Here is a 24,193-nt window from a genome sequence, read left to right as displayed (position 1 = left end):
AAATTTAATGGGTTTAAACTTATTAAATATCCTTATTGGTATTCTTCTTTTTTACTTTTTATATCATCAAAAACCTTAACCATAGAATCTTTTATCAAACCACACAAATTATTTATTTTTTCGCTCATATCCTCATGATTTTCAACATAATCAAATTTAACAAGCCAAGTTGGATTATATTCATCATCCACATCTTCTATGATATATTCACTTTTTGAAAAAGCTTCAATATCAAACAAATCAAATATTGCAGAATACTCCCATTCTTCTACATCTGAATTTGTATCAAAGTACACATTTACTTTATCACCATTATAAAACATCTTTGTAATGTATTCTGCGCCATCACTAACTTCATAGCTGCCCAATTCTTTTACTATAAGATTGGTTTCCTTGTCCTTTTCCATTAATACTAAGGAAGAAAAATTCAATGTTAACACCATCCTTTACAAAACTATAATTATTTCTATATATAATAAATAGGTATTTACTTATTTCCATTTTTTGGTTATTATTATGTTGTATCCCATTTTTTAGGAGGTAGCTTATGAAAAAATTTTTAATGATTTTGTTATCCCTTGCCATTATAGGCGGCTTAATAAAATACAAATATACTTATAATAAATGTACAGACATAAATTACGCAGTTCAAAAATACTTTACTACTGGAATTTTTAATGATAATAAAATGTGTAGTATATCCAAAATAAATTTAAGTTTTTCTAATGGTAGCATAGCGGTAATAAATGTGGATGGAATGGAAAATAAATCTCCTCATAAGAAAGTAGCTTATAATGTATTTTTAGAAAAAAATACTAAAGGTATATGGAAAGTAAAAAATGTATATGTTTCTAAACCTAATTTGAATTTAGAACAATAAAAGAATAGAATCTCTATTCTTTACTTTTTTTGTGTTCTTTCTTTTTACATTCATCACAAATTCCTTCAAGATTAATATTTAACTCTTCATTTACAGATGTAAATCCAGTGGTATTTTTTATTATTTCTCTAATTTGCTGCATAGGACAGTCTATCTCCACTTTTTTATGACATAATTTGCACTGAATTACATGCTTATGATCTTCTTGCTTTATAATATAATTATATTTTCCACAGCCCAAATCAAACTTCCTTACAATGTTCTTTTTTTCAAACAGTTCTAATGATCTATAAACTGTCGATAAATCAATATTTATTTTCCTATGTTTAAATTCATCAAATATAAACTCCGCACTTAACGCACTATCATTTTTACATAAGATATCTAGTATATTTACTCTTGCCTTTGTTACCTTTATACCATGCTGTCTCAAATAATGCTCTATTTCCATACCATCACCCCAATTTTTCCATATCCAAACCAATGAAATGTCAATTTATTAGAAAAACATCATTTTTATGCCAAAAATAACTAGTATAATTCCACCTATGTAATCTGCATATTTACTTATTATTTCTATACGCTTTAAATACTTTGCAATAAAAAATGCTATTGAAGCTACTACCAATGTAACTGCACCTATAAATATAGTATCATTTAAAATGACAAACTTGTTTCCTACATTATGGAGAGTAGTAAATCCTATAACCATGGCATCTATACTTACTGATATTCCTAAAATTATAACCATACCTGGCTTTATTACAGGACATTCATCCTTGTTTTCAAATCCTTCTTTTAACATCATTATTCCAACTATAGCTATTAGTGCACCTCCTATAATACTAGGAACTGAAGCTATATATCTGTTAAATAGAAAGCCTGTATAAGCTCCTAAAATAGAAAACAGAAATTGAAAAAATCCAAAAGAACCTGCAAACAAAACCCTATCTTTTGTTTTTACACTATTATTTAATCCTATACATAAAGCCACTCCAAACGCATCTAGCGAAAGAGCCATTGCAATTATAAATAACGAATGAAAAACCATAACCATTCTCCTTATTATTATTTGCCATTGTACTATACCAATATAATTTTACTTTATATCCATTACAATGTCCAGATACATACTTATATTTGTGAATTCAATAAAATATTCATTGTTATTCAAAAAATCTCATTAATTTAAACCCATTATCTTTAAGCCATCGTCTTCTAATTTTATAATCAGGCAATATACTCTGTACTACATTCCAATACTGACTAGAATGATTCATGTGCACTAAATGACATAATTCATGCACTACTATATAATCTACCACTTCTATAGGTGCCATTATTATTTTATAGTTATAATTTATATTTCTTTTAGATGAACAACTCCCCCAAAGAGTTTTCTGGCTTTTTATAGTAATCTTTAATGGACTTACATTAATCAACTTACTGTAAATTTCAGTTCTTTCCATCAATACCTTTTTTGCTTGTTTTTTATATATATCGATTACATATTTTTTAATAGTATCCCCATCTAATTCTATATTACTATTAAAATAGACTTTAAAACTTTCATTATCAATAATAAAATTACAATTATCTGTTTTTTTATAAATTAACTCCAATTTTAATTGTATTCCCAAATATAAAAGTTTATAACCATTCTTTAAAGATGTTTTTTCTCCTAACTTTTCACTCTTAATAATATTAAGCTTACTTAATATCCATAAAGATTTTTTCTTAATTATATTTTCTATGGTTTCATTACTAATACCAAAGGGAGAAGTAACTATAACCTCTCCCTTATTAGTTATTTTAATCCCAATAGTCTTTCTTTTTTTTCTAAAAATTTTGTAACTAAATGTATTTAACTCATGACTATCTTCCATATTTTAGACCTACTTTACAGTATAAGATTTAATAGTGTCTTTTACTTTTACATAATAAGTGTCTCCAGACTTTAATTCTTCCTTAGGTATTAAATTTACCTTTTTATCATCAACCTTTTTTATGTCAAAAGCAGCACGCTCTCCAGTTTCAACATCTATAATTTCAATATCTAAATTATTTTTAGCAGTATCCGCATCTACACTTTTATTAAAAGTTACATTAAATGTTTTATTTTTTGATACATTGCTTGCAGAATCTAAAGCTTTAAGATTACCATAGAAAAACTTATATACATTATTAAAATAATCTTCTGGTGCTTTACTCCATCCATCTTTAGTTCCTATATATACATTGTCCTTTGACACTGTGTTTACTATATATTTAAATGCAGCCCAATGAGCTTCATCTTTGGCTGTATTTAAATTTATTTCAAAATCCTTGCCACCTGCAGTTACCTTTACATAACCTGTTTTATCTGCATTATTTCTACATTTCCCGGAAAATAAATCTGCAACTGCTAAAGAATCTACATTTTCCACTTTAAAATCTGGAGATATTCCAGTTTTTTGTATAACATTTTCCTTAGGTGAGTAAAACTTTTCTACTGTAAGCTTCAAATAGCTTCCATCAGATAGTGGAAACATTTGCTGTGCCACTCCCTTGCCGTATGTTGTAGTGCCTATAAAAAATGCTTTATTATAATCTTTTACTGCAGCCGACAAAATTTCTGAAGCACTAGCAGTATTTTCATTTATAAGAAAGAATACAGGCTTGTCTATAATACTTCCTTTATCACTAGCTAAATATCCTGTCTTTTTTCCTTGTTTGTTCTCTATAATTATTGCACGTTTTTCTCCTATAAAGTTTCCTGCCATATCTAAAGCAGTACTCATATATCCTCCACCATTGTTTCTCAAATCAATTATGTAAAACTGTGGGTTTTTCATTCTGAGTTCTTGAAGCTTTTGAGTAAATAATCCTGATGTATCACTTCCAAAAGAAGATACCTGTATATAGGCAGCATTGTCATTCAACATATCTCCTTCTACTGTTGGTATGCTTATTTCTCTTCTTGTCACAGTAAAATTTAATTGTGAATCTCCTCTTTTTATTATCAAATTAACGCTAGTTCCTTCTTCTCCTTTTATGTAAGAAGGCGCTTGTTTTAATGTCACCCCTGCTAAAGATGTACCATTAGCAGAAATTATTATATCTCCAGCTTTAATACCAACTTCTAATGCTGGAGAATTACCTATAACACTTTTTACCTTAACTCCTTCTGGAACAATATCCATATATATTCCAATTCCACACATTTTATTATCTATAGTATTTACAAAATCCTGCTGCTCTTGCTTAGAAAAATACTCAGAATACGGGTCATTAAGGCCTTTCACCATATCTTCTATAGTAGATGCATTTAATACACTATCAGGTACTTCACTAACATAATTATCTTTAATAGTTTGTCTAGCTTCTTCCAATAAAGAGGAACTAGCAGCTTGTACACTAAATGTCATACTTGTAATGAAAAATAACACAAAAGCAAATGTAGCTAATATGCTTGACACTTTCATATTCCTGTTTATACTGCATTGTTTTTTCTCTTTAATGAACTTTATTTTGTTGTTCATTATTTTCATCCTCCTGAAAATTCTTATATTATGTATTATAGAAATTATACATCATTTTGGAATTTATTGAAATAAATAATTTATTAAAATTACTGATGTAAAATTATCCATTAAAACAAATATTTATATAAAAAAGCACTTTAAAAAAATACTTTTTCTAAAATGCTTTTTCATGCTTATTTATAAATTAATTTTCTGTATTTTGTTCTTTATTTAAAGGCTGTTTCGCTACTTCTTTTAAAGCAAATTCAATCTTCCAATCATCTAAAGCAACATCTTTCTCCAGCTTAAAATTTGTTGGAAATGCAAAATTAAATATTCTAGCTTTAAGAGCACCAACTTCAAAATTTTCAAGCTTAAATAAATTTGATTTGACAACATTTCCATTAGCATCTATTACTGATACCGGAAGTTTGTTTAGTGCTATTGCTTCAGTATTACCATTTCTCATAACTACTGTAACTATTATATTGCCATCTTTTTGTATTCCTATGCTAAATGTAGAAATAACAAATTCTCCTTCATTTATATCTGGAAGATTTTTCAAAAAGTTATCAAGCACAAGCTTGTCTTGTACCTCTATAGTTCTAGGTAACTTTTCATAATTCACCTTAACTCTTTTTGAAGCCTTAATACTTGTATCAAAACCTATACTCCAATCATCCATTGGAATGTTTTCTACATAAACATTTTTCTTTTCAAAATAAACTTTTACTGGTCTTGCACCCTTAGGCGGAATTGCACCTATACTTTTTAAATCAAAAATTTGATAAGCTAACATTTCTTTTTTAGAATTATATATAACTAACGGTACATCGTCTAATGATACTTCTTTTGAAAATCCATTTCTTATGTAAGCTTTGACTTCTAACTTTTCTCCTAGATCATAAACATATATTCCTGAAACATTCAATTGTCCTTCCTTTATCGGAGGAAGTTCCTCTATTTCATCTCCCAATATATCTTTTTGAATATCTGACATAACATTATCATCATTCTCTAAAAGGGATAGCACTGTAGGTACTTCTAATGTTTCAATATTTAAGTCTTCAACTTTATCTGATTTATTGTTTTGTACTTTTTTCACCATTATAATACAAACCTCCAAGTTTTATATACTAATACATTTATTATTACTTATATTAAATACAACAACTCTTTATTTTACTCAACTCTACTTATATTTCTAATCTAATATAACACACTGAACTTTGAAAATCAAACTTAATAATAAATAAAAAATGTTGTAAAATATTCTAATTTAGTAACAACAATTTATAATTCTATTTATTTACGTTTATATTAGCTATACTTTTATCTTTTTGAACTGCTTGAACATTTATCTTCATGCCTTTATACTCTTTTTTCAACGCTTCAACATACTTATCTATTAATTTTTTAGATTCTTCTTTACTTATATCATCCTTAAAAACCATAGTGGCAGTTACCCTGTTATCCCGAATGTATACTTCTCCAGTAATTAAGTCCTTTTCCTTCTTAATCTGATTTGTTCTTTTTACATCTTGAACTAGCTTTTTAGGATCTTTATCTGGTTTAACAGCTGTATAGCAACCTGTCAAAGATGCAAACATGGCTATACATATAGTAACTAATGTCAGCTTTTTTAAAAAACTTTTCATAAATTAAACATCCTCTCTTATTTTATATAAACTAACAAACTTTTAATTCACCTTTCAAAAGCTAATGCATATCATTAGGTGAATATTTCAACATTAATTATACCATTACACTGGTATAATTAATATTGAGAAATATTCAACATTTTGTAAATAATTTCTTGAATTTATATAATAATCATCAAGATATTATTTATACATATTTTCTAGCTGCTCTTGAATATCTTCATTTTCTAAATATTCATCATAAGTCATTTGTCTATCCATTAATCCTTTAGGCGTAATTTCCATAATTCTATTAGCAACAGTTTGAACAAATTGATGGTCATGAGATGTGAAAAGTATTGTTCCATCAAAATTCATTAAACCATTATTCACTGCTGTAATGGATTCAAGATCAAGATGGTTAGTTGGTTCATCTAATATTAAAACATTAGAACCACTGAGCATCATTCTTGAAAGCATACAACGAACCTTTTCTCCTCCTGAAAGTACACTTGCATTTTTTAATGCCTCTTCTCCTGAGAAAAGCATTCTTCCAAGAAAACCTCTTATAAAGCTTTCTGATTTTTCTTCTGAAAATTGACGAAGCCAATCCACTAAGCTTAAATCTACTCCATCAAAATATTTTGTATTATCCTTTGGGAAATAAGATTGAGAAGTAGTTATTCCCCATTTATACTCACCAGCATCTGATTCCATCTCACCAGTTAATATTTGGAATAAAGTAGTTTTTGCTAGTTCATTTGTTCCTGCAAAAGCTATTTTATCTCCTTTATTTACTATAAAGCTTAAATTATCTAAAACTTTCACTCCATCTATAGTTTTAGTTAAACCTTCTACTAATAGAAGATCGTTACCAGCTTCCCTATCAGCCTTAAAACCAACAAAAGGATACTTACGTGAAGAAGGCTTTATATCATCTAAAGTTATTTTATCTAACTGCTTTTTACGAGAAGTAGCTTGTTTTGATTTAGAAGCATTAGCACTAAACCTTGCAACAAAGGCTTCCAATTCCTTAATCTTCTCTTCTTTCTTTTTATTTTGGTCCTTAGCCATTTGAAGAGCTAACTGACTTGATTCATACCAGAAATCATAGTTTCCAACATACATTTGAAGCTTTCCAAAATCCAAATCAGCCATATGAGTACATACTTTGTTTAAAAAGTGTCTATCATGAGATACTACAATTACAGTATTTTCAAAATCCATAAGGAAGTTTTCCAACCAGTTAATAGATTTTATATCCAAATGGTTTGTAGGCTCGTCTAGTAATAATATATCAGGTTTTCCAAATAAAGCTTGAGCTAAAAGAACTCTTACCTTTTCGGCACCATCTAAATCCTTCATAAGCTTATCATGAAGCTCTATAGCTATTCCAAGACCCATAAGCAGTGATGCAGCTTCTGCTTCTGCTTCCCAACCATTAAGCTCTGCAAATTCACCTTCAAGCTCTGATGCTTTTATTCCATCTTCATCTGTGAAGTCTTCTTTAGCATATATAGCTTCTTTTTCCTTCATAATATTATATAATCTTCCATGTCCCATTATAACAGTCTCTAAAACATTATGTTCATCAAATTCAAAGTGATCTTGTTTTAAAACTGCCATTCTCTCTCCAGGAGTTATTATTACATCTCCCGTATTAGGCTCAATCTCACCTGAAAGTATTTTTAGAAATGTTGATTTTCCAGCTCCATTAGCACCTATAAGTCCATAACAATTTCCTGGTGTAAACTTTACATTAACGTCCTCAAATAATTTACGTGCGCCATACCTTAAACTAACATTATTTGTACTTATCATATTTATTAAATTCCTCCACTTATAAAATGTATATACTATTAAATCTATGTCAATGTTAACTAAAATCGTCAAAACACTGCACTATTATATCATAACTATGCATGCTTTATAAATCACTTTTTTTAATATTCTTTAAAAAACTTAATTTAGTTTCACATATAATTACAGCAATAAATATAATAATGCATCCTAAAATCATATTTATTGTAAAAACATCCCTTAAAAATATTACAGATAAAATTGCTCCAAATACAGATTCAAAACTTAGTATTATACCTGCATGATTTGGATGTGTATATTTTTGAGCTACATTTTGAATTAAAAAAGGTATTGTTGTACTAAAAATTATGATATAAAACATTGAAAATACAGCATTACTGTTTATCCCTGTAAATTTACCTTCAAATATTAATGCAAAGACAAGTGACATAATTCCTGCAAAACTCATTTGAAGCACTGAAAGCACAATAGGATTGGTATCTTTCGTAAAATGAGCTATAGAAACTATATGTGCAGCAAACAAAAAAGCTGAAATTAATGTAATCCAGTCACCTAAATTCATACTTAATTTAAAGTCACTACTAATACTCAAAAAACTTATACCTATAAAAGTCAACAGTGCTGACATTATAGAATATGTATCTGGTTTCTTTTTATCTACTATCCAAACAAAAAAAGGAATTATAACTACATATACAGTAGTTAAAAAAGCCTGTTTACCTGCAGCAGTATATTGAATTCCTATGGTTTGTGCTGCCATAGATAAAAATAAAAAAACACCTACAATAGAACCTGATACAATATCCTGCTTTCTTATACCCTTGAATTTTTTACGAAATACTACGGTTAAAAATATTGATGCAGCTAAAAACCTAATAGCTAGCATATAAAAAGGAGTTACGTTGCTTACAGCATCTTTTACTGCAACAAAGCCTCCTCCCCATAATAAAGCTGTTAAAAACAGTGACATATCAGCCCAAAAGCTTTTTTTACTGTCACCCCTTACCTTTTCCATAATTATTAAATTTTCCTTTCATTAAATTTAAATTTCGCAGTCTAAAAATAATACGACACAATATTTTTAGTTAATAGTTAAGAATGAAGAATTAATAGTTAATGTAGATTTTTTGCGACAGCAAAAATCATCCTTCACTATTAATTCTTAATTATTAACTCTTAACTTACGAAGCTTTGCTTCGCATTATGCTTCTTTTATGTACTAACTTTTATACAATAATTTCAATTTCTATTGAAAAATAGCCTTCCACTTACTAGTATCTATATCTAAAGGATCTAAATTAGTGCTAAAAGCTAATGTGCATACTCGTGCCTTCATGGGACTTATTGAAAAATCATTTAATTGAAACTTTCCACCAGTTATCACATTGTCATTTTCATCTTTAATTGTCACTGGAATTTCTTCTATTTTAACTGCCTTTTCTACAGAATTCCTCATTATAGCAGTTACTATTAAATTACCATCTTGTCTCAAAGCTATATTAAACACTGATGCACTAAACTTTCCCTTTTCTATATTTGGAAGATTTTCTAGAAATCTTTGAAATTCACCTTTAAAATCGCTAAATTCTTCTGGGAAGCTTTCAAATTCAAACTTAGCATAATTTACTGCTTTTATGCTTCTATCAAAAATTATTTTACAATTTTCCGAAGAAAACTTCTCCATATTTACACAGGACTTCTCAAAATAAAGCTTCCATGGTCTTGCTCCACCTGTTGGAATATCTCCCATGTCTCTTAAATCGAAGATTTTAGAAGCAACAATATCTCCATTTGAATTTACCATGATTAAAGGTAAATATTCAAAATTAACTTTTTTGGGAAATCCATTTCTAAAGTATACTTTAGCTTCTATTTCATCCCCATCATCAAAAACATATATTGTTGATATATTTATATCATTTTCTTTTATAGGTTCAAGCCCTGAAATTTCCTCATTCATAATATCTTTTTGTACATCCGATACTACAGCATCAAATCTTTCTGTTAGCGATAATTCCATTTCTACATTTTGTTTTTCTTGTGACATACTACACCTCCACTTTATTCAATATGCTTTAAGTATACCATATATTAATAAATTTTCACCATTTGCATAAGAAAATGGAAGAAGGTAATAGTTGCCTTCTTCCATTACAGTATTCTTTACGCTGCTTCTTTTTGTGTATTTAAAAACTTTTTATACATATATTTAAGTACTATAATCTTAATAAAGTATAATAATATGCCCATAGGTATCCATACTAAAGCATAATGAATTCCCTGCTGTATATATGGGCGTAAAAAATCTATATTTGAACCCTTTAAACTTATTACTCTTAAAGGATCTGCCGAATATATAACAGGCCATAATGTTTCAACAATACCACTAAATCCACCTGGCATCATGTATCCAGGCCATGAATAACCTGCTGTAAGAAATGTAGGTACAGATAAACACATGGAAAATCTATTAAAGTCCGGAACCTTATTGAAAATAAAAGATAATATAAAAGCTACTCCAGTAAGATCCATAATAAGTATACTCATTATCCTAAAGTAATTTATCAAAGTTCCCCTAAGAGGCATATTGAAATATTTCCCTGCACAATATAAACAAAGACTGAAGCCTACATATGCAAATAAAATGGATAACAATATTCTCAAACAAACAACAGCTATTTTTTTCATACCTTTTTTTGATCTAAGCTTTATCTTAACCAAATTAGATTTTTCAGTAATTAAAATAGGTGTAACTACTGCTAAATAAGTCTGTTGAATTAGAATAGCTATAAGACCATAAATTAAATACTTTCCATAACATAATTGAGGATCATACAATATACGTTCAGTAAAAGATAAAGAACTAACTGACTGCTGCGCCAAATAAGGAATCATATTATTACCTTGCAATACATTAAGCTGAATTTTCGCATTTAAAGTATTTAATATAGCACTTCCATAAGATAATGCATTATTTCCTATAACTATATTTGTTTCATTTATCAAAAGTATAGTTTTCGGAGCTTTCATTTCTAACACATCTTTGCCAAAATTCTTTGGTATAATAATAGCTGCTTGAATTTTTTCCGATTTTATTTTTTCATTGATATCATCATAAGATCCAGCATGATATGTTACCTTAAACCCTGGATGGTCTTCAAATTGTCTCACAATAGTTCTTGAGGTAGAAGAATTGTCCAAATCTAAAACACCAAAAGGTATCTGTTCAACAAACACCTTACTGAATACTAGAGAAAAAACCAAGGTAAAGAAAATGGGTAAAAGTACAAGTATCGCAACATTTTTTATCTTTGCAACAGTGATTTTAATGAGTTCCTGTTTATTCATACCTCCACCACCTCTCCAGTATTCTTGACATTATTCTTCTTCTCCTTAATATGCTTATATTCTTTTTTAACTATTTTCTTTATATAGAATGCTCCTATTGAAAATATCCACATCAAAATTGTAAATTTAATAAACCAGATTATTTCTGAGTTAATATACTCCGCTCCTATACCAACAAGAAATATTCTTCTCATAGGACCTGCATAATGTACAAAGGGAAGAATTGTTGATAAATTTTGGAAAAATTCAGGCATTGCAAGTATTGGAAATGTATATCCTCCAAGTATACTTGTAGGTAAAACTGTTACCGCACCAATTTGTATGGATAGTATTTTTTGATTCACAATAAGCCTTATTAATACACCATAACTCACTATTGCAATACAAAACAGCATAGTAAGCAAAACAGTTTCCTTAGTCGTCCCTCTAAAGGGTACACCATAATATTTGACTTGTATTGCCAAAGTTATTAATGTAGAAACAGTTCCTGCCAAACCTCCTAAAATGGTCTTTATCCATATAGAGAAATAATGTTTTTCTTTTTTTACCATATCTGCTCCCAGCATTACAAAGCATACTTGAGCAACAGAAATCAACATTCCTATATTTAAAAAATTAGTATAATTTCTAGCAGGATTATTTAAGATTCTATAATTGAAATACATAGGAAGCATATAATTTCTAGACATTTCAGGCATTATCCCAAGCTTTCCTTGCATCACCTGTTGTATATATCCAGTTTTAATGGTTAAAAGTATTTCATCCATCCTTGACTTTGCAGCACTAGTAATAGACATCTGTGAACCATCATAGAATATAAGAACCTTAGGAGCGTTTCCTCCTGTTAAGTCCTTTGCAAAAGATTTTGGAATAATTACTCCAACTCTTACTTTATTATTTTCTATTAAATTTTTAACATCTGAATCATTATCACTGTAATTAGTTATATTAAATATTTCATTATTCTTTATTTCCTTAATAAGCATTTGACTATAAGAAGAATTATCATGATCCACAATTACAGTTGGAATATTTTTAATTACACCTTCACGCATTTCACTTCCTAAAATAAAACTACAAGCTATAGGAATTAAAAATATGAAGAAAATAAAAGTTAAAATTCCTTTCAATTTTAAAGCTATTTTTATAAAGTTCAGCATTTTATCCTTCATAATAAATTATTCACTTCACTTTCCAAAGTCAACAAGGGCTGTCATACCTTGGTGAAGCTGTTTAGTTGTATCCTGTAATTCAACCTTAACACCATAAGATAGTACATCAAAATCTCCATTATCATTTGTAGCTCTTTTAACGGCAAAATCTGGTTTTTCATTTATTCTTACTATCTTACCTGTAAGCTTTTCTTTAGGATAACTTGGAAGTTTTACTGAAACCGTTCCGTTTAATTTTACCTTTGAAAGATCTGTTTCCTTTATATTACATTCAATCCATGGCTTGGTTGTATTTGTTATTACAAGAAGAGGCATACCTGTAGATACAAGTTCACCAACCTCAACATTCAGCTGATTTACGATTCCATCTGCTGGTGCTGTAATTGTAGTATCGGCTATATAGCTTTGAACTTCACTTTGTCCACCTTCAGCCTGCTTAATCTGTGCTTGATAACCCTGTATTGTTGCATCTGCTTGATTTACCTGTGCTTGTAATGCTGCTATATCTTCTTTTCTTGCTCCATCTTTAGCCATATTATATTGATTTGCTGCTACATCAAAACTAGCCTTAGCTTTATCTAAATCTGCTTGAGCTGCATACCCCTTGTCAAATAGTCCCTTTACTCTATCATATGTAGATTGCGCTAAATCATATTGGGCCTTAGCTTCATCTATTTCTTCTGGTCTTGCTCCATTTTGAGCCTTTTGAAGCTGTGCTTGTGCTGCTGCCTTCGCTGATTGTGCTGCTTTCATTTGTCCAGTAGCTGCATCAATTTGAGCTTTAGATTGAGCATCCTTTGCAACCAACGAACTATTATCTATAGTTATCAAGACCTGTCCGTTTTTTATGCTGTCACCTTCAGCTACTTTTATCGCTGTTATCTTTCCTGCAATTTTAGAGTTTATATTTACTTCCTTAGTTTCTATATTTCCCTGAACAACTAAATTAGAAGTGCTTTTTTTTGTTAAATTATCTCCTGTAAGTGCTGCTGCATTATTGCTGCATCCTGTAAAAAAACATGCTGCCATAATTAATGATGTGAAAATTAAACCTCTTTTCTTCATGTAAAAACCTCCTTATCATATTGTAATTATATTTTATACAAAAGTATAATTATTTACTACTTTATTTGAAATTTATACCATAACCTTAGGTAACTTATACAAATAGTAAACATATTTACTATTTATATAATAATTATACACATACTAATATTATTGTCAATATACCTAAATCACAAGTTTTCATAAATTAAAAATATTAAGCTTAATTTTTGCAATAAATTATATGATAAAATTCATTAATATCAATTCTTCATAATTTAAAACTATTTACAACTGCAATTATACTAGAACTTTATATTTATAATCTTCTATTAAAAATAAAATGCAAGCAAATAAATTCACTTACATTTTATAAAAAAGTACATTATTAATATAATATTTTATCCCCTTATTGAATAGAAGCTGCTGTAGACGCATGACCATTTAAAGCATAAGCAAATTGTTCCTGTGTAATCATATACTCATTTATAGCCTGCTCCAATGCCACCTTTTGAGTGTTCAAAGCTAGCTCTGCAGAATCCAGCGCCACCTTGTCTATTAGTCCAGTATCAAAACTCTGCTTAGCCTTATCATAAGCTGCTTGTGCGCTGTCTTCAGCTACCACTTGTGACTGCACTATATCTTCCTTATTCTTCAAAGCATAATACGCTTTCCACAAACTTACACTAGTATTTGTACTAGTATTTTGTAAATTATTTTGTAAATCTTCTAAATCCCCTTTAGAATTCATAGGTTCAATAAGAGAATTAAATGCATATTTTATCTGAATATCTACCTGTGTTTTTTGAATATCAACATTTTTTTGTATACTATTTAAATTATAATCCCTACTAACAGCTTCTTTTATTTTGTCTTCTATGGCAGTATCATCAAATTTAACATATTGCTTTTTAGTAGACATTAAATTTAAAGATTTATTTATATCCATATTTAAATACTTTTTAATATTGGATATAGCCTGCTGTTGTTGCATATACGGTGTTGCTAACTGAGACAAAAGTTTGCTTTTTTGTACATTTAATGGATTTAGAGAATCCTTGGTTACTTGACCTAAGTCTATTTTGGCTTGTGTCTGCTTTATTTGTTCATCTAAATTAGTTATATTTTTATTAATGTTATCTACTTGTTCTTTAGCTGTAATAGCATCCATATATTGCCTTTGCAAATCAAATTTTATAGTATTGATCTTTTCATCCTTACTATTTTTTGTAGTATCTATATCTTGCTGATCCTTAAGTGGCGTAACTTCTTTTTGTACCATAATTCCTGCATATTCATCAGAAGAGTAATTATATTGAGTTTTGTTTCCCATATTTAAACCTATAACAGCTCTCTTATCACTATCAAGTTGCTTATTAAGTGAATCTATCTTTTCACTCAAAGATTGTACCTCTATATTATCACTTTCCACTTTATTTAAAGCTTGTTCCAATGTTAAGTCTGATATGTTAACACTTGTAACCACATTATCACTTCTAGTAGTCATTATAGATGCCGCTGCCATAGAAGTAGTTGACACACTCAAAGAAATAGCTAATGCAATTAAAATGCTTAATCTTTTTCTCATAATTATATTCATCCCTTTCACTGAAGGCACAAGACATGATGAAAGCATTTCTTTCAACCTTTTACCTCCATTATTATATTTTTAATACTCTATACCTGAGGTTCCTATAGATTTATTAGAAAGTTGTGCAGAAGCATGACCATCTAACATATACTTAAATTGCTCCTGTACTATCATATATTCATTTTTTGCTCTTTGACTCATATTTTTTTGTTTATCTAAAGCTAAAGCAGCTGAATCCAATGCAAGTTTATCTATCATTCCATTATCATAATTACTTTTTGCCTTATCATAATCAGCTTGTGCACTTTTTAAATTTAAATCTTCAGTTTCAATTGCATTTTCATCACTTTTTAATGTATAATACTTGTTCCATAAGTTTGTCTTTGCATTTTCTCTAGCTGCAACTAAATCATTTTGTGCCTTTAGCAAATCCGATTGAGTACCAGTAATCCCACCTTTAATATCATTGTCATATTGCTTATATATTTCCTGTTGTTTTTTTACAATATCCAAAGAAGTTTGTGATTGACTTACTCCATAATCTTTTTCTACAGCCTCATCAATTTTACTTGCTGTATTTGTATCATCAAATATAGCGAATTCTTTCTTAGCATCAGCCAGATTTAAATTTCTATTTAAATTTACATTTAAATACTGCTTCATAATTAGCATTGAATTATCTATATCTGCATTAATAGAATCGATTTGATTCATTAGCTGACTTTTTTGTACATTTAAAGAATTTAGTGAATCACTTGTTGCCAATCCCAAATTAATTTGCTGCTGTAATTTATTAATTTGTTCATCTAAATTTTTTAAAGTCTTATTTATATTATCTATTTGATCATTAGAAGTTAAAATATTTAGATACTGTCTTTCCATATCAAATTTTAAGTTATTAAGTCTAACATCTAAAGCATCTTGCTGATTTTTAATGCTTTGTTCATCTTTTAATGGAACAATAATTTTCTGTGTTTTTGCCTGTATTTTATCTACTCCAGCTACATTAGTATTAAGAGCAGTAGCTACTTCATGATCTAAATCATATTGTTTATGCAAATAGTCAACTTTATCCTTCATAAGCTTTATTTCTGTATTATTTTTCTCTATATTATTTACTGCATCATACATTGTTAAGCTTAATGTACTATTATCAACTTGTACAATACTACTATTGTTATTTGCTGCACTAGCGTTTTCCGCTGCTGCAAAAGAAGTAGTAGTTGTACTTAAACAAATTGCTAATGCAATTAAAAGACTTAATTTCTTTCTCATAATCTTACCTCCAATTTTAAACTAATGTTATAAATTACTCTACCTTAATTATTAGCAGTTACAAGAGTTGACCCATCAGCACCTGCATTTGAAGCATACTCAAGACTTATTTGAGCTAACCATACATCTCTTTGTGCAGATTTTAATGCACTTTCTTTGGCTTTAAGACCCACTGTCGCCTTATCAAAATCGATTTTGCTTATCAATCCCAAATTGTAACTTTGCAGTGCCTTATCATAGGTTTTCTTCATTGAATCATAATCCTTCTTTACAGGTTCTAATTTTTTAGCTTTAACCTGTAAATCATTGTACAAATTATTTATTTCTATTGATATATCAATTTTATCTGTATCCAACTTATTTTTAGCAGCTTCTACTGGATATTCCGCTACTTTGTATTCAGCTGTATTACTATTGCTATATATTCCTTTTACAAAATTAAACTCTATATTTTTTGTACTAATCATTTCATTATCATTTTTTATTTTAACTCTATTTGTAAATGCATCATTTACATAATCATCATAATTTTTCGTACCTGCTGAAGTTGCTAAGTTATCTTTTGTAAAACCTGTATATTTTGTATTAATATCCACTCCTAAAAGTTGATTAAGCTGCTTAGTATATGCATCATATTGCCTTTGAAGCTGAGTTAATTTTGCTTTTTCAGCAGTATATGCTGCCTCACTATTTTTCACTTCCACTTTTGATACCAATCCAAGCTGCAATTGAAGTTGTGCCTTTTTATACTGGTCCTCTACATTATTGAAATTTTGCTGTTCTACATCTAAGCCTTCCTTTAAGCTAACAAGTCCTGAATATAATTTATATATATTAAATGTCAGCTCATTTTTTACTGCTTCCTTTATATTTGTATATTGAAATATAGCATATTTATATTCTAATTGATAAAAATCTCTTGCTTTTACAAGATTTAATTTCATACTATCATTATAGCTTTGAGTATATTGGATATACCTTAATTGATCATTATATTTTGCAGCATTTCTTTGAGAATCTTCATATTTATTTTTAAGTTGATCTATATTTATATCCAACTTTTTAAGTGAATATGAATTTTCAACAGCCATATTCACCGCCTTATCCACATCTAATAAGTTTTGTGTAGGTTGTGCAGCAAAAACTGTTGATGAAAATAGAGTAGTGGTTAAAGCTGCTGTTATACATAACATTCTAAGTCTCTTCATATACAAAACCTCCTTCTTAATTACCTTTGTGAGCTTTCATCCATAAACTTTTCTAATATTTTTAAACCTTTTAAAATACAATTAATTTCTTCATCACTAGCATTTCTAAACAAATCTCTAAAATATTCCATTCTATACTTTATAACTTGTTCTTCTTGCTGCAATCCTTCGTCTTCAATATATATAAGTACTTTTCTTCTATCTTTTTTATCCCTCTCCCTTCTGACAATACCTAAATTTACAAGCTTGTCTACTACCACAGAAACTGTACTATTAGGAATACCTAAGGTTTCACTTATTCCTGTCAAAGTTTTTACATTTCCAATTCTTAATTGATTCATTATCATTAAAGTAGTTATAGTAAACTTTCTGTGTTTGCCACTACTTATTTTTCGATTTATTAACTTGGAAATAGAATTAATTTCTTCTACTAACTCATAAATTTTATCATTTTCCATACTATTTCCTTTCAATATTAAATATTTCAATTATGAAACAATTTTACCACATTGGAAATTTTATTTCCACATCTTTTTTATTACAAAAAAACAGAGGCTTAAAAACCTCTGTTTTTCATAATACATTTTAAGAAGATACTACACTTACGCTTCTTTCCTTCAAATCATCATTAGACGGAATATAATTAACATATTTCCCATCTAAATCCCTATCAGTTGTTACTGACACTGTACTCTTAACTTTTATACTAACCTTTCCATTAAATGCTTGTATATTATCATTATCACTATTAAAAGTAAATATTATAGTATTCTTATTTATTGATAGTAAATCAGGTTTTAATTCTGTACCATTAGTACCTATAAATACAAAATCATCTGCTTTTACTCCACTATTTGCATTAAGTATAGTATCAAAAGTTACATAAACCTTTCCACCATTTGCATCCTTTGATGCTGTCCAATATTCCGAAGTAGTTTTAGGATTTATCCTATAATCATATATTGTATTTTGACTATTGGCTACTTCATCCGACAAAATATCTATAGAAGCACCAGTTTCATCGGTTGTTTTAGCATATGATTTTATTCCTAAATATGCCTTTTGACCTTGAGATTTTATAAGCTCTATCTTGGTTGTATTACTATCATTATTAACTTTTCCATTAGCAAAAACTATTTGAGGTACTGCATTTTTTTCATCTGTATCAGCTAAATCCCATTCGTTAAATGTAAGTATTACTTTATTGCCATCGGCACTTGCACTAGTTGGAACCACTTTTCCCAATGTAAAATCTTTTGGATTTAAATTATCTATAGCTCTATCAAACTGAACTGAAGCTTTCAAATCTTGCCCTTCATAATAAACCTTAAGTGTATTGGCTTTCACCTTAGTTCCTTTAGAATTAACAGATATTACACTTGTATATGCTACTCCATCTAACACATTAAAAGACTTATCTTTAACATTAGAAACTACTAGTCTAAGTACATCATTGCTTATCCCAGTGTTAGCAATATTCCCTTGAGCATCAGCTATCTTAACATGATATCTTGTAGGAAATTCAATTATAACACTTTTGCCATCTCCACCATATACAATATTTGCATCACCTGGCAAAGGCTCAGTGTCTCCTTCACCATTTCCAAACTTGTAATTATTCTTATTCATAACAGTGTTTACATCCATTTCTTCATTAAAATAAACAACAATCTGATCCTTACCTGAGAAACTGTTCTGCTTATAATACACTCCTGTTACCTTTGGTGCTGTATCATCAACACATGTAAATATAGTTGAATAATCATCCATTGTATTTGGTCTTGTTGCTGTATCTATGATATTCTTAATTGTTAAAGTATAATTAGAACCCGTTAATCTCCAACTGTCACTAGAATCACTAGGATTAACCTTCTTTAATTTAATATCAAAAATATTGGTATTACTAGTTTCATCTCCACCACCAACACTATATATCGTATCAATATGATTTGTTACATTTATACCTTCATAATCTTGTAATTTGTAATTAGATTTATTTGTAGCATAAAAATAATTAACATCCTTACTAAATCTCACACGAATGGTCTCTCCATCAATGGCTGTAACATTTACAACTGTTGGCTTTACCTCATCTTTAATATCGTTAAAGTTTACTCTAGTATCATCCTGAATTTTGTTACCATAAGCATCCTTAACGTTATTACTTATATAAAGAGTATTGGCCCCTGGTTGAATATTATTTACTCCTTTTATTTTAACTGTAGAATCATCATTATCCGTATCAAAACTAACTCCAGACATATACTTTAAATTTATACCATTTAACTCATAATTCTTACTATCAAAAGCTGTCTTTTTGTCCATTGATCTATCAAAAGTAATATGAATTTCTCCACTTGCAGCTTTGACCACAGAAACAATTGATGGACTAATATTATTAGTATCTACTTTAAACTGTAAACTAGACTCACTTAAAGTAAAACCAGCTGCATCGTTTAATATCTTATCTGTTTCCCCATCTGAGATCTTTAATATATGACTTCCTGCCGCTATTGGCACATTAAAGTAAAATTGAACACTATTTGCCCAAGTATTTCCATTTACTATGATACCATTTTTAACTTTAGTTAAAGACAAATCACTATCTATACCAAAGCTAACTATATTTTGTTCATCAATTTTAATTTTCCTTTGCAAGGATAAAATATCATTTATATTAACAACTTCTGAAAATTCTAATGTTAATAAATTATTTCCTTCTACCTTGATTGATTTTAATTTAGGAACTTCAGTATCACTTAATATTATATTTTTTTCAAAGGCAGCTATAGTCTGAGTTTTATCTACAGTTAAAATAGACTTTTTAACCGAAATTACAACACTTTCATATTGTTTTCTCGGAGTTGATAAAGTTATTAAAACTGTATTATCATCAATAGTCTTAGCTACTGCTCCGTTTCCATCTAATGCATTTCCTCCTGCATCTACTTGTGTTAACGAAACACCATTTAATTTATAGTTCCTTACATCTTCAGCAGAATTACTATAAACGGCTGTGTTAAAATGAACTTTGAATTGGCTTAAATTAACCGCTTCTATAGATTGAACAGCGGCCTCACCATTTTCATTATTACTATTAGTTACAGCAGAATTTATAACATTCTCAGTATTTTTTGAAACAACCCCTAAACCGCCTACAACATTTAAATCAGTCTTAGTATTAGCATTATTTTTAATATATTCTATAGCATTAGCTGTTCCATTTGAACTTTCAGTATCAACTAATACCAATGGTGAACCAGATTTTCCAGCCACTGCTGATGCAACTAAAGCATCTGCATACCCATAACCTGATGCATTTGAAATATACATTTTATCCATTTTAATAGTGTCTTTAAAAGCAGCTAAAACCTTCATATTAGTATCAAATCTATCCATTCCACCATCTATCCTACTTACAGCATTTAATGCACCATAAATAGAATCATTTATAACATTTTTAGTTCCAACTACCATAACTTTTGAATTATTTCTGCTTACAAAGTCTATAACTGGCTTCATATAATCAATACTATTCACTCCAAGCAAGAGAATCTGCCCCTTAGCTGCTGCTATTGGTGCTACTGATAATGCATCTGAAAAACCTTCTCCACCAACTAGCATAACATTAGATGAGTCAACTCCTAAATCAACTAATTTTTGAGCAACCTTTGCATTGGTTTCATATCTATTAGCTCCTCCAAGTTCTATTAAATTGTAATTAGATTTTAATAAACTTCTTATTGAAGATGAAACCGAAGCATTTCCACCTATTATGTATATGTTTTTAACCTTTAATGTACTTAATGCATTTTGAGTATATGTACTTATTGATGCTGACGACGTTAAAAGTATTGGTGCATTTAGCTTCTTAGCTAATGCTGAACCACTTACTGCATCTGCATATCCTTCTCCTGTTACCAATATCACATTGTCACTGGTTGTCCAATTTGATGTAGCAACCTTAGCTGCAGTAGCATATCTATCAATTTCACCTATTCTTGTAACTTTTCCTGCAGCAGCTTCAACTTTATAGGCTAAAGCTGTGGTTAAAATCAATGACATAAAAACAGTACCTAATATGGTTTTTGTACTTTTTTTATTCATATTTTAAATCTCCTAACATTTTATTATTTATGTAATAATTTTAATGTTAGATTATCATATGTTCAATGCATTAATTTATAGCAATTATTGAATATTAAACTAAAAGATTAAAAAACATGAAAACTTAATTCCATGTTTTTTATAATATGCAAAATATCATATAACATTTTAACTAAGCGGAGGTACATATGGCACTATTACCCATTACGTGTAATATACTCAAAAAATAACAGAAGAAGGAATATGATTTCCTTCTTCCTTTTAATTTTAGTTTTAATTACTTTTTGGTTACAGAAACTTTTGAAGCATCAAACTCGCCTAATTGCTTGTATCCATCATATTTAACAACAAAACAATTAAATTTTGTACTCCAAGTTGCATCATTTCCATCATATTTTACATTATATCCATCTTTACTCATTCCATCAAAAGATATTTTTAGGAAAGTAAATCCTAATAAAGTTGTATTATCTGCATCAATAGTAGCTTTAATATCAACTTGTTCACCTGTTTGATTATCAGGATCTTCTGCAGCAGGTATAGCCTTATTTATAGAATCTTCTGTGTCATTTGTAACAACACCTGTTCCACCTATAATATTTAAATCTGTTTTAGAATTAGCATTATTTTTAATATATGTTATAGCGTTAGCTGTTGCATTTGATCCTTCAGTATCAACTAATATTAGTGGTGCTTCTGATTTTCCTGCAACTGCTGATGCAACTAAAGCATCTGCATAACCATCACCTGATGCGTTTGCAACATACATTTTGTCCATTTTAACAGTATCCTTAAATGCTGCTAAAACTTTCATATTTGTATCAAATCTATCTGTTCCACCATCTACTCTATTTACAGCCTTTACCTCACTATAAATAGAACTGTTTATAACGTTGCTAGTTCCAATTACAGTAACCTTTGAATTATTCTGATTTACAAAATCTACAACTGGTTTCATATGTTCACTGCTGTTCATTCCAAGTAAAAGAATTTGTCCCTTAGCTGCTGCTATTGGTGCTACTGATAAGGCATCTGAAAAACCTTCTCCACCAACCATTATAACTTCGTCAGCTTTAACTCCTAAGTCAACTAATTTTTGAGCAACTTTCACATTAGTCTGGTATCTGTCAGAACCACCAAGTTCTATTAAATTATAATTAGATTTTAATACAGTTCTTACTGAAGCTGAAACTGAAGCATTTCCGCCTATTATGTATATATTTTTAGCTTTTAATGCACTTAATGCACTTTGAGTATCTGTACTTAATGTTGCTGCCGTTGTCAAAAGTATTGGTGCATTTAGCTTTTTAGCTAATGCTGAAGCACTTACTGCATCTGCATATCCTTCTCCTGATACTAATACTACATCATCACTGTTTGTCCAATTTGTTGTAGCAATTTTGGCTGCAGTAGCATACCTATCAATTTCACCTACTCTTGTAACTTTTCCTTCTGCTGCCTTAACTGAACCAGCTGATAAAGCTGTAGTTAAAATCAATGCCATAAGAGTGGCACTTGCAAGAGCTCTTGTACCTTTTTTACTCATATCTTCTACCTCCTGTATTGAATAAAGTTATTCAATTTTAACTGCAATGTTAATAAGCAAATCTAGACATAAAATTCTCTTTTAGATTGTACTAATCAACTATATCGATAGTTTCATTTTAATGTTAAAATAATACTTTTACAATGTATTAATTCATGTAAATGATTCAATAAAAAACCATAAATTCATAAAATATTAAATTGTAATTATATATTTTTCACTATATGCATAATTTTATGTAAGTTTCAAACTAGTATATGGCAAACCGATCAAAATACTCCATAATTATTAAATGTACTTTGAAGCAAATAATTTATATATCCATAATATTGAATAATAATTAGAATTTAATTATTGAGCAGCTTTTTTCTCTACAGAAACTTTTTTAGCATCAAATTCACTTAACACTTTCTTTCCTTCATATTTAAGTACAAAACAATTAAACTTTGCACTCCAAGCTGCATTATTTCCATCATACTTTACTACATAACCATCTTTATTCATTTGATCAAAAGATATCTTCAAAAAACTAAATCCTAGCAAAGTCGTATTATCCACATCAAGCTTTACCTTATCAGCTTTATCATTTATATTAATATTAGCTGTACTGTTTGCTTTGTCTGCATTTACATCTATAGAGTATATTCTCTTAGCTAAAGAATCCTTGATTTCACCTGCTGATAATTTATTAACTGCTTCTCTTGCTTTTGATATGTCTTCTTTACTTTTAGTGGACGTTGCTTTATCAACTGCATCTTTTGCCTCTTTTACATTTTTATCTACTTTAGCAGTATTTGGTACATTTGAATTTTTGCTTAAACTATACCTTTGATAACCGTAATATCCACCAATAATCACTACTATTACTAATATAACTACAGCGACTATTCCTGTTTGCTTTTTCATCCATTTCACCTCCCATATTTCACACATAACTAGATTATATTACTTTTTACTTTGTCATTCAATTGATTATACCTAATTTAAATACTAACTTCACTATATTTAGTTAATAAAAAAACAACCTTATAGCTGGAAATTTTTACACTATTTATATT

Annotated in this window: 21 protein-coding genes; 1 reads left to right on the top strand and 20 read right to left on the bottom strand. The window is 29.0% G+C overall.

Annotated elements, in window-relative coordinates; all coding sequences use genetic code 11:
* Nucleotides 1-32 precede the first annotated feature (32 nt).
* The gene (locus EG57_RS0204940; protein WP_032076158.1) at nucleotides 33-431 is read right to left on the bottom strand and encodes a DUF6762 family protein; all 399 of its coding nucleotides are present in this window, start codon (nucleotides 429-431) and stop codon (nucleotides 33-35) included.
* A 116-nt stretch (nucleotides 432-547) separates the two neighbouring features.
* Here EG57_RS0204940 and EG57_RS0204935 point away from each other — a divergent pair, with 116 nt between their 5' ends.
* Nucleotides 548-880, top strand: coding sequence for a hypothetical protein (locus tag EG57_RS0204935; protein WP_032076157.1), 333 nt, complete (start codon nucleotides 548-550; stop codon nucleotides 878-880).
* Nucleotides 881-893: 13 nt separating this feature from the next.
* On the opposite strand, the gene EG57_RS0204930 is transcribed toward EG57_RS0204935, so the two are convergent.
* The 19 genes from EG57_RS0204930 to EG57_RS0204840 form a co-directional block, all read right to left on the bottom strand.
* A complete protein-coding gene (locus tag EG57_RS0204930; protein WP_032076156.1) occupies nucleotides 894-1,331 on the bottom strand; it encodes a Fur family transcriptional regulator in 438 nt (145 codons plus the stop codon).
* Nucleotides 1,332-1,379: 48 nt separating this feature from the next.
* Nucleotides 1,380-1,931: a manganese efflux pump MntP gene (locus EG57_RS0204925; RefSeq protein WP_032076155.1), complete on the bottom strand. Its 552-nt coding sequence runs from the start codon at nucleotides 1,929-1,931 to the stop codon at nucleotides 1,380-1,382.
* Nucleotides 1,932-2,046: 115 nt separating this feature from the next.
* On the bottom strand, nucleotides 2,047-2,766 hold the full coding sequence (locus tag EG57_RS0204920; RefSeq protein WP_032076154.1) for a M48 family metallopeptidase: 720 nt from the start codon (nucleotides 2,764-2,766) through the stop codon (nucleotides 2,047-2,049).
* Nucleotides 2,767-2,775: 9 nt separating this feature from the next.
* On the bottom strand, nucleotides 2,776-4,401 hold the full coding sequence (locus tag EG57_RS0204915) for a S41 family peptidase (protein WP_032076153.1): 1,626 nt from the start codon (nucleotides 4,399-4,401) through the stop codon (nucleotides 2,776-2,778).
* Between the two features lie 187 nt (nucleotides 4,402-4,588).
* Nucleotides 4,589-5,491 carry an SLAP domain-containing protein gene (locus EG57_RS0204910; RefSeq protein WP_032076152.1) on the bottom strand — a complete coding sequence of 301 codons (903 nt, stop codon included), beginning with the start codon at nucleotides 5,489-5,491 and terminating at the stop codon, nucleotides 4,589-4,591.
* 193 nt (nucleotides 5,492-5,684) lie between these two features.
* Nucleotides 5,685-6,041: a hypothetical protein gene (locus EG57_RS0204905; protein ID WP_032076151.1), complete on the bottom strand. Its 357-nt coding sequence runs from the start codon at nucleotides 6,039-6,041 to the stop codon at nucleotides 5,685-5,687.
* A gap of 186 nt (nucleotides 6,042-6,227) precedes the next feature.
* Complete coding sequence (locus tag EG57_RS0204900) at nucleotides 6,228-7,844, bottom strand: ABC-F family ATP-binding cassette domain-containing protein (RefSeq protein WP_032076150.1); 1,617 nt, start codon at nucleotides 7,842-7,844, stop codon at nucleotides 6,228-6,230.
* A 106-nt stretch (nucleotides 7,845-7,950) separates the two neighbouring features.
* On the bottom strand, nucleotides 7,951-8,859 hold the full coding sequence (locus EG57_RS0204895; protein ID WP_032076149.1) for a DMT family transporter: 909 nt from the start codon (nucleotides 8,857-8,859) through the stop codon (nucleotides 7,951-7,953).
* A gap of 231 nt (nucleotides 8,860-9,090) precedes the next feature.
* Complete coding sequence (locus EG57_RS0204890; RefSeq protein WP_032076148.1) at nucleotides 9,091-9,891, bottom strand: SLAP domain-containing protein; 801 nt, start codon at nucleotides 9,889-9,891, stop codon at nucleotides 9,091-9,093.
* A gap of 116 nt (nucleotides 9,892-10,007) precedes the next feature.
* On the bottom strand, nucleotides 10,008-11,192 hold the full coding sequence (locus tag EG57_RS0204885; protein ID WP_032076147.1) for an ABC transporter permease: 1,185 nt from the start codon (nucleotides 11,190-11,192) through the stop codon (nucleotides 10,008-10,010).
* Entirely contained in the window at nucleotides 11,189-12,352 is a 1,164-nt protein-coding gene (locus EG57_RS0204880) for an ABC transporter permease (RefSeq protein ID WP_052037747.1), read from the bottom strand. Before EG57_RS0204880 ends, EG57_RS0204885 begins: the two co-directional genes overlap by 4 nt.
* A gap of 27 nt (nucleotides 12,353-12,379) precedes the next feature.
* Nucleotides 12,380-13,429 carry an HlyD family secretion protein gene (locus EG57_RS0204875; protein WP_032076145.1) on the bottom strand — a complete coding sequence of 350 codons (1,050 nt, stop codon included), beginning with the start codon at nucleotides 13,427-13,429 and terminating at the stop codon, nucleotides 12,380-12,382.
* A gap of 388 nt (nucleotides 13,430-13,817) precedes the next feature.
* On the bottom strand, nucleotides 13,818-15,044 hold the full coding sequence (locus EG57_RS0204870) for a TolC family protein (RefSeq protein WP_242859810.1): 1,227 nt from the start codon (nucleotides 15,042-15,044) through the stop codon (nucleotides 13,818-13,820).
* Between the two features lie 33 nt (nucleotides 15,045-15,077).
* Nucleotides 15,078-16,274 carry a TolC family protein gene (locus EG57_RS0204865; RefSeq protein ID WP_032076144.1) on the bottom strand — a complete coding sequence of 399 codons (1,197 nt, stop codon included), beginning with the start codon at nucleotides 16,272-16,274 and terminating at the stop codon, nucleotides 15,078-15,080.
* 44 nt (nucleotides 16,275-16,318) lie between these two features.
* On the bottom strand, nucleotides 16,319-17,482 hold the full coding sequence (locus EG57_RS0204860; RefSeq protein ID WP_032076143.1) for a TolC family protein: 1,164 nt from the start codon (nucleotides 17,480-17,482) through the stop codon (nucleotides 16,319-16,321).
* Nucleotides 17,483-17,502: 20 nt separating this feature from the next.
* A complete protein-coding gene (locus EG57_RS0204855; RefSeq protein ID WP_032076142.1) occupies nucleotides 17,503-17,940 on the bottom strand; it encodes a MarR family winged helix-turn-helix transcriptional regulator in 438 nt (145 codons plus the stop codon).
* A 127-nt stretch (nucleotides 17,941-18,067) separates the two neighbouring features.
* Entirely contained in the window at nucleotides 18,068-21,589 is a 3,522-nt protein-coding gene (locus EG57_RS0204850; RefSeq protein ID WP_032076141.1) for a cell wall-binding repeat-containing protein, read from the bottom strand.
* Nucleotides 21,590-21,866: 277 nt separating this feature from the next.
* Complete coding sequence (locus EG57_RS0204845; RefSeq protein ID WP_032076188.1) at nucleotides 21,867-23,135, bottom strand: cell wall-binding repeat-containing protein; 1,269 nt, start codon at nucleotides 23,133-23,135, stop codon at nucleotides 21,867-21,869.
* Nucleotides 23,136-23,486: 351 nt separating this feature from the next.
* Nucleotides 23,487-24,041, bottom strand: a complete 555-nt coding sequence (locus tag EG57_RS0204840; RefSeq protein WP_032076140.1) for a hypothetical protein — start codon at nucleotides 24,039-24,041, stop codon at nucleotides 23,487-23,489.
* Between the last annotated feature and the right edge of the window lie 152 nt (nucleotides 24,042-24,193).

It is taken from the genome of Clostridium drakei (assembly GCF_000633595.2).
GTDB lineage: Bacteria > Bacillota > Clostridia > Clostridiales > Clostridiaceae > Clostridium_AM > Clostridium_AM drakei.
Note: the sequence above shows the minus strand (reverse complement) of the source record. Positions and strands in the feature narration are given on the sequence as shown.

Excerpts from the sequence above, each read along its gene's own strand:
- EG57_RS0204915 (WP_032076153.1), bottom strand. The coding sequence starts at position 4,401 with ATGAACAACAAAATAAAGTTCATTAAAGAGAAAAAACAATGCAGTATA.
- EG57_RS0204905 (WP_032076151.1), bottom strand. The coding sequence starts at position 6,041 with ATGAAAAGTTTTTTAAAAAAGCTGACATTAGTTACTATATGTATAGCC.
- EG57_RS0204920 (WP_032076154.1), bottom strand. The coding sequence starts at position 2,766 with ATGGAAGATAGTCATGAGTTAAATACATTTAGTTACAAAATTTTTAGA.
- EG57_RS0204890 (WP_032076148.1), bottom strand. The coding sequence starts at position 9,891 with ATGTCACAAGAAAAACAAAATGTAGAAATGGAATTATCGCTAACAGAA.
- EG57_RS0204860 (WP_032076143.1), bottom strand. The coding sequence starts at position 17,482 with ATGAAGAGACTTAGAATGTTATGTATAACAGCAGCTTTAACCACTACT.
- EG57_RS0204855 (WP_032076142.1), bottom strand. The coding sequence starts at position 17,940 with ATGGAAAATGATAAAATTTATGAGTTAGTAGAAGAAATTAATTCTATT.
- EG57_RS0204895 (WP_032076149.1), bottom strand. The coding sequence starts at position 8,859 with ATGGAAAAGGTAAGGGGTGACAGTAAAAAAAGCTTTTGGGCTGATATG.
- EG57_RS0204885 (WP_032076147.1), bottom strand. The coding sequence starts at position 11,192 with ATGAATAAACAGGAACTCATTAAAATCACTGTTGCAAAGATAAAAAAT.
- EG57_RS0204870 (WP_242859810.1), bottom strand. The coding sequence starts at position 15,044 with ATGCTTTCATCATGTCTTGTGCCTTCAGTGAAAGGGATGAATATAATT.
- EG57_RS0204910 (WP_032076152.1), bottom strand. The coding sequence starts at position 5,491 with ATGGTGAAAAAAGTACAAAACAATAAATCAGATAAAGTTGAAGACTTA.
- EG57_RS0204935 (WP_032076157.1), top strand. The coding sequence starts at position 548 with ATGAAAAAATTTTTAATGATTTTGTTATCCCTTGCCATTATAGGCGGC.
- EG57_RS0204930 (WP_032076156.1), bottom strand. The coding sequence starts at position 1,331 with ATGGAAATAGAGCATTATTTGAGACAGCATGGTATAAAGGTAACAAAG.
- EG57_RS0204865 (WP_032076144.1), bottom strand. The coding sequence starts at position 16,274 with ATGAGAAAGAAATTAAGTCTTTTAATTGCATTAGCAATTTGTTTAAGT.
- EG57_RS0204875 (WP_032076145.1), bottom strand. The coding sequence starts at position 13,429 with ATGAAGAAAAGAGGTTTAATTTTCACATCATTAATTATGGCAGCATGT.
- EG57_RS0204840 (WP_032076140.1), bottom strand. The coding sequence starts at position 24,041 with ATGAAAAAGCAAACAGGAATAGTCGCTGTAGTTATATTAGTAATAGTA.
- EG57_RS0204900 (WP_032076150.1), bottom strand. The coding sequence starts at position 7,844 with ATGATAAGTACAAATAATGTTAGTTTAAGGTATGGCGCACGTAAATTA.
- EG57_RS0204845 (WP_032076188.1), bottom strand. The coding sequence starts at position 23,135 with ATGAGTAAAAAAGGTACAAGAGCTCTTGCAAGTGCCACTCTTATGGCA.
- EG57_RS0204850 (WP_032076141.1), bottom strand. The coding sequence starts at position 21,589 with ATGAATAAAAAAAGTACAAAAACCATATTAGGTACTGTTTTTATGTCA.
- EG57_RS0204925 (WP_032076155.1), bottom strand. The coding sequence starts at position 1,931 with ATGGTTTTTCATTCGTTATTTATAATTGCAATGGCTCTTTCGCTAGAT.
- EG57_RS0204880 (WP_052037747.1), bottom strand. The coding sequence starts at position 12,352 with ATGCTGAACTTTATAAAAATAGCTTTAAAATTGAAAGGAATTTTAACT.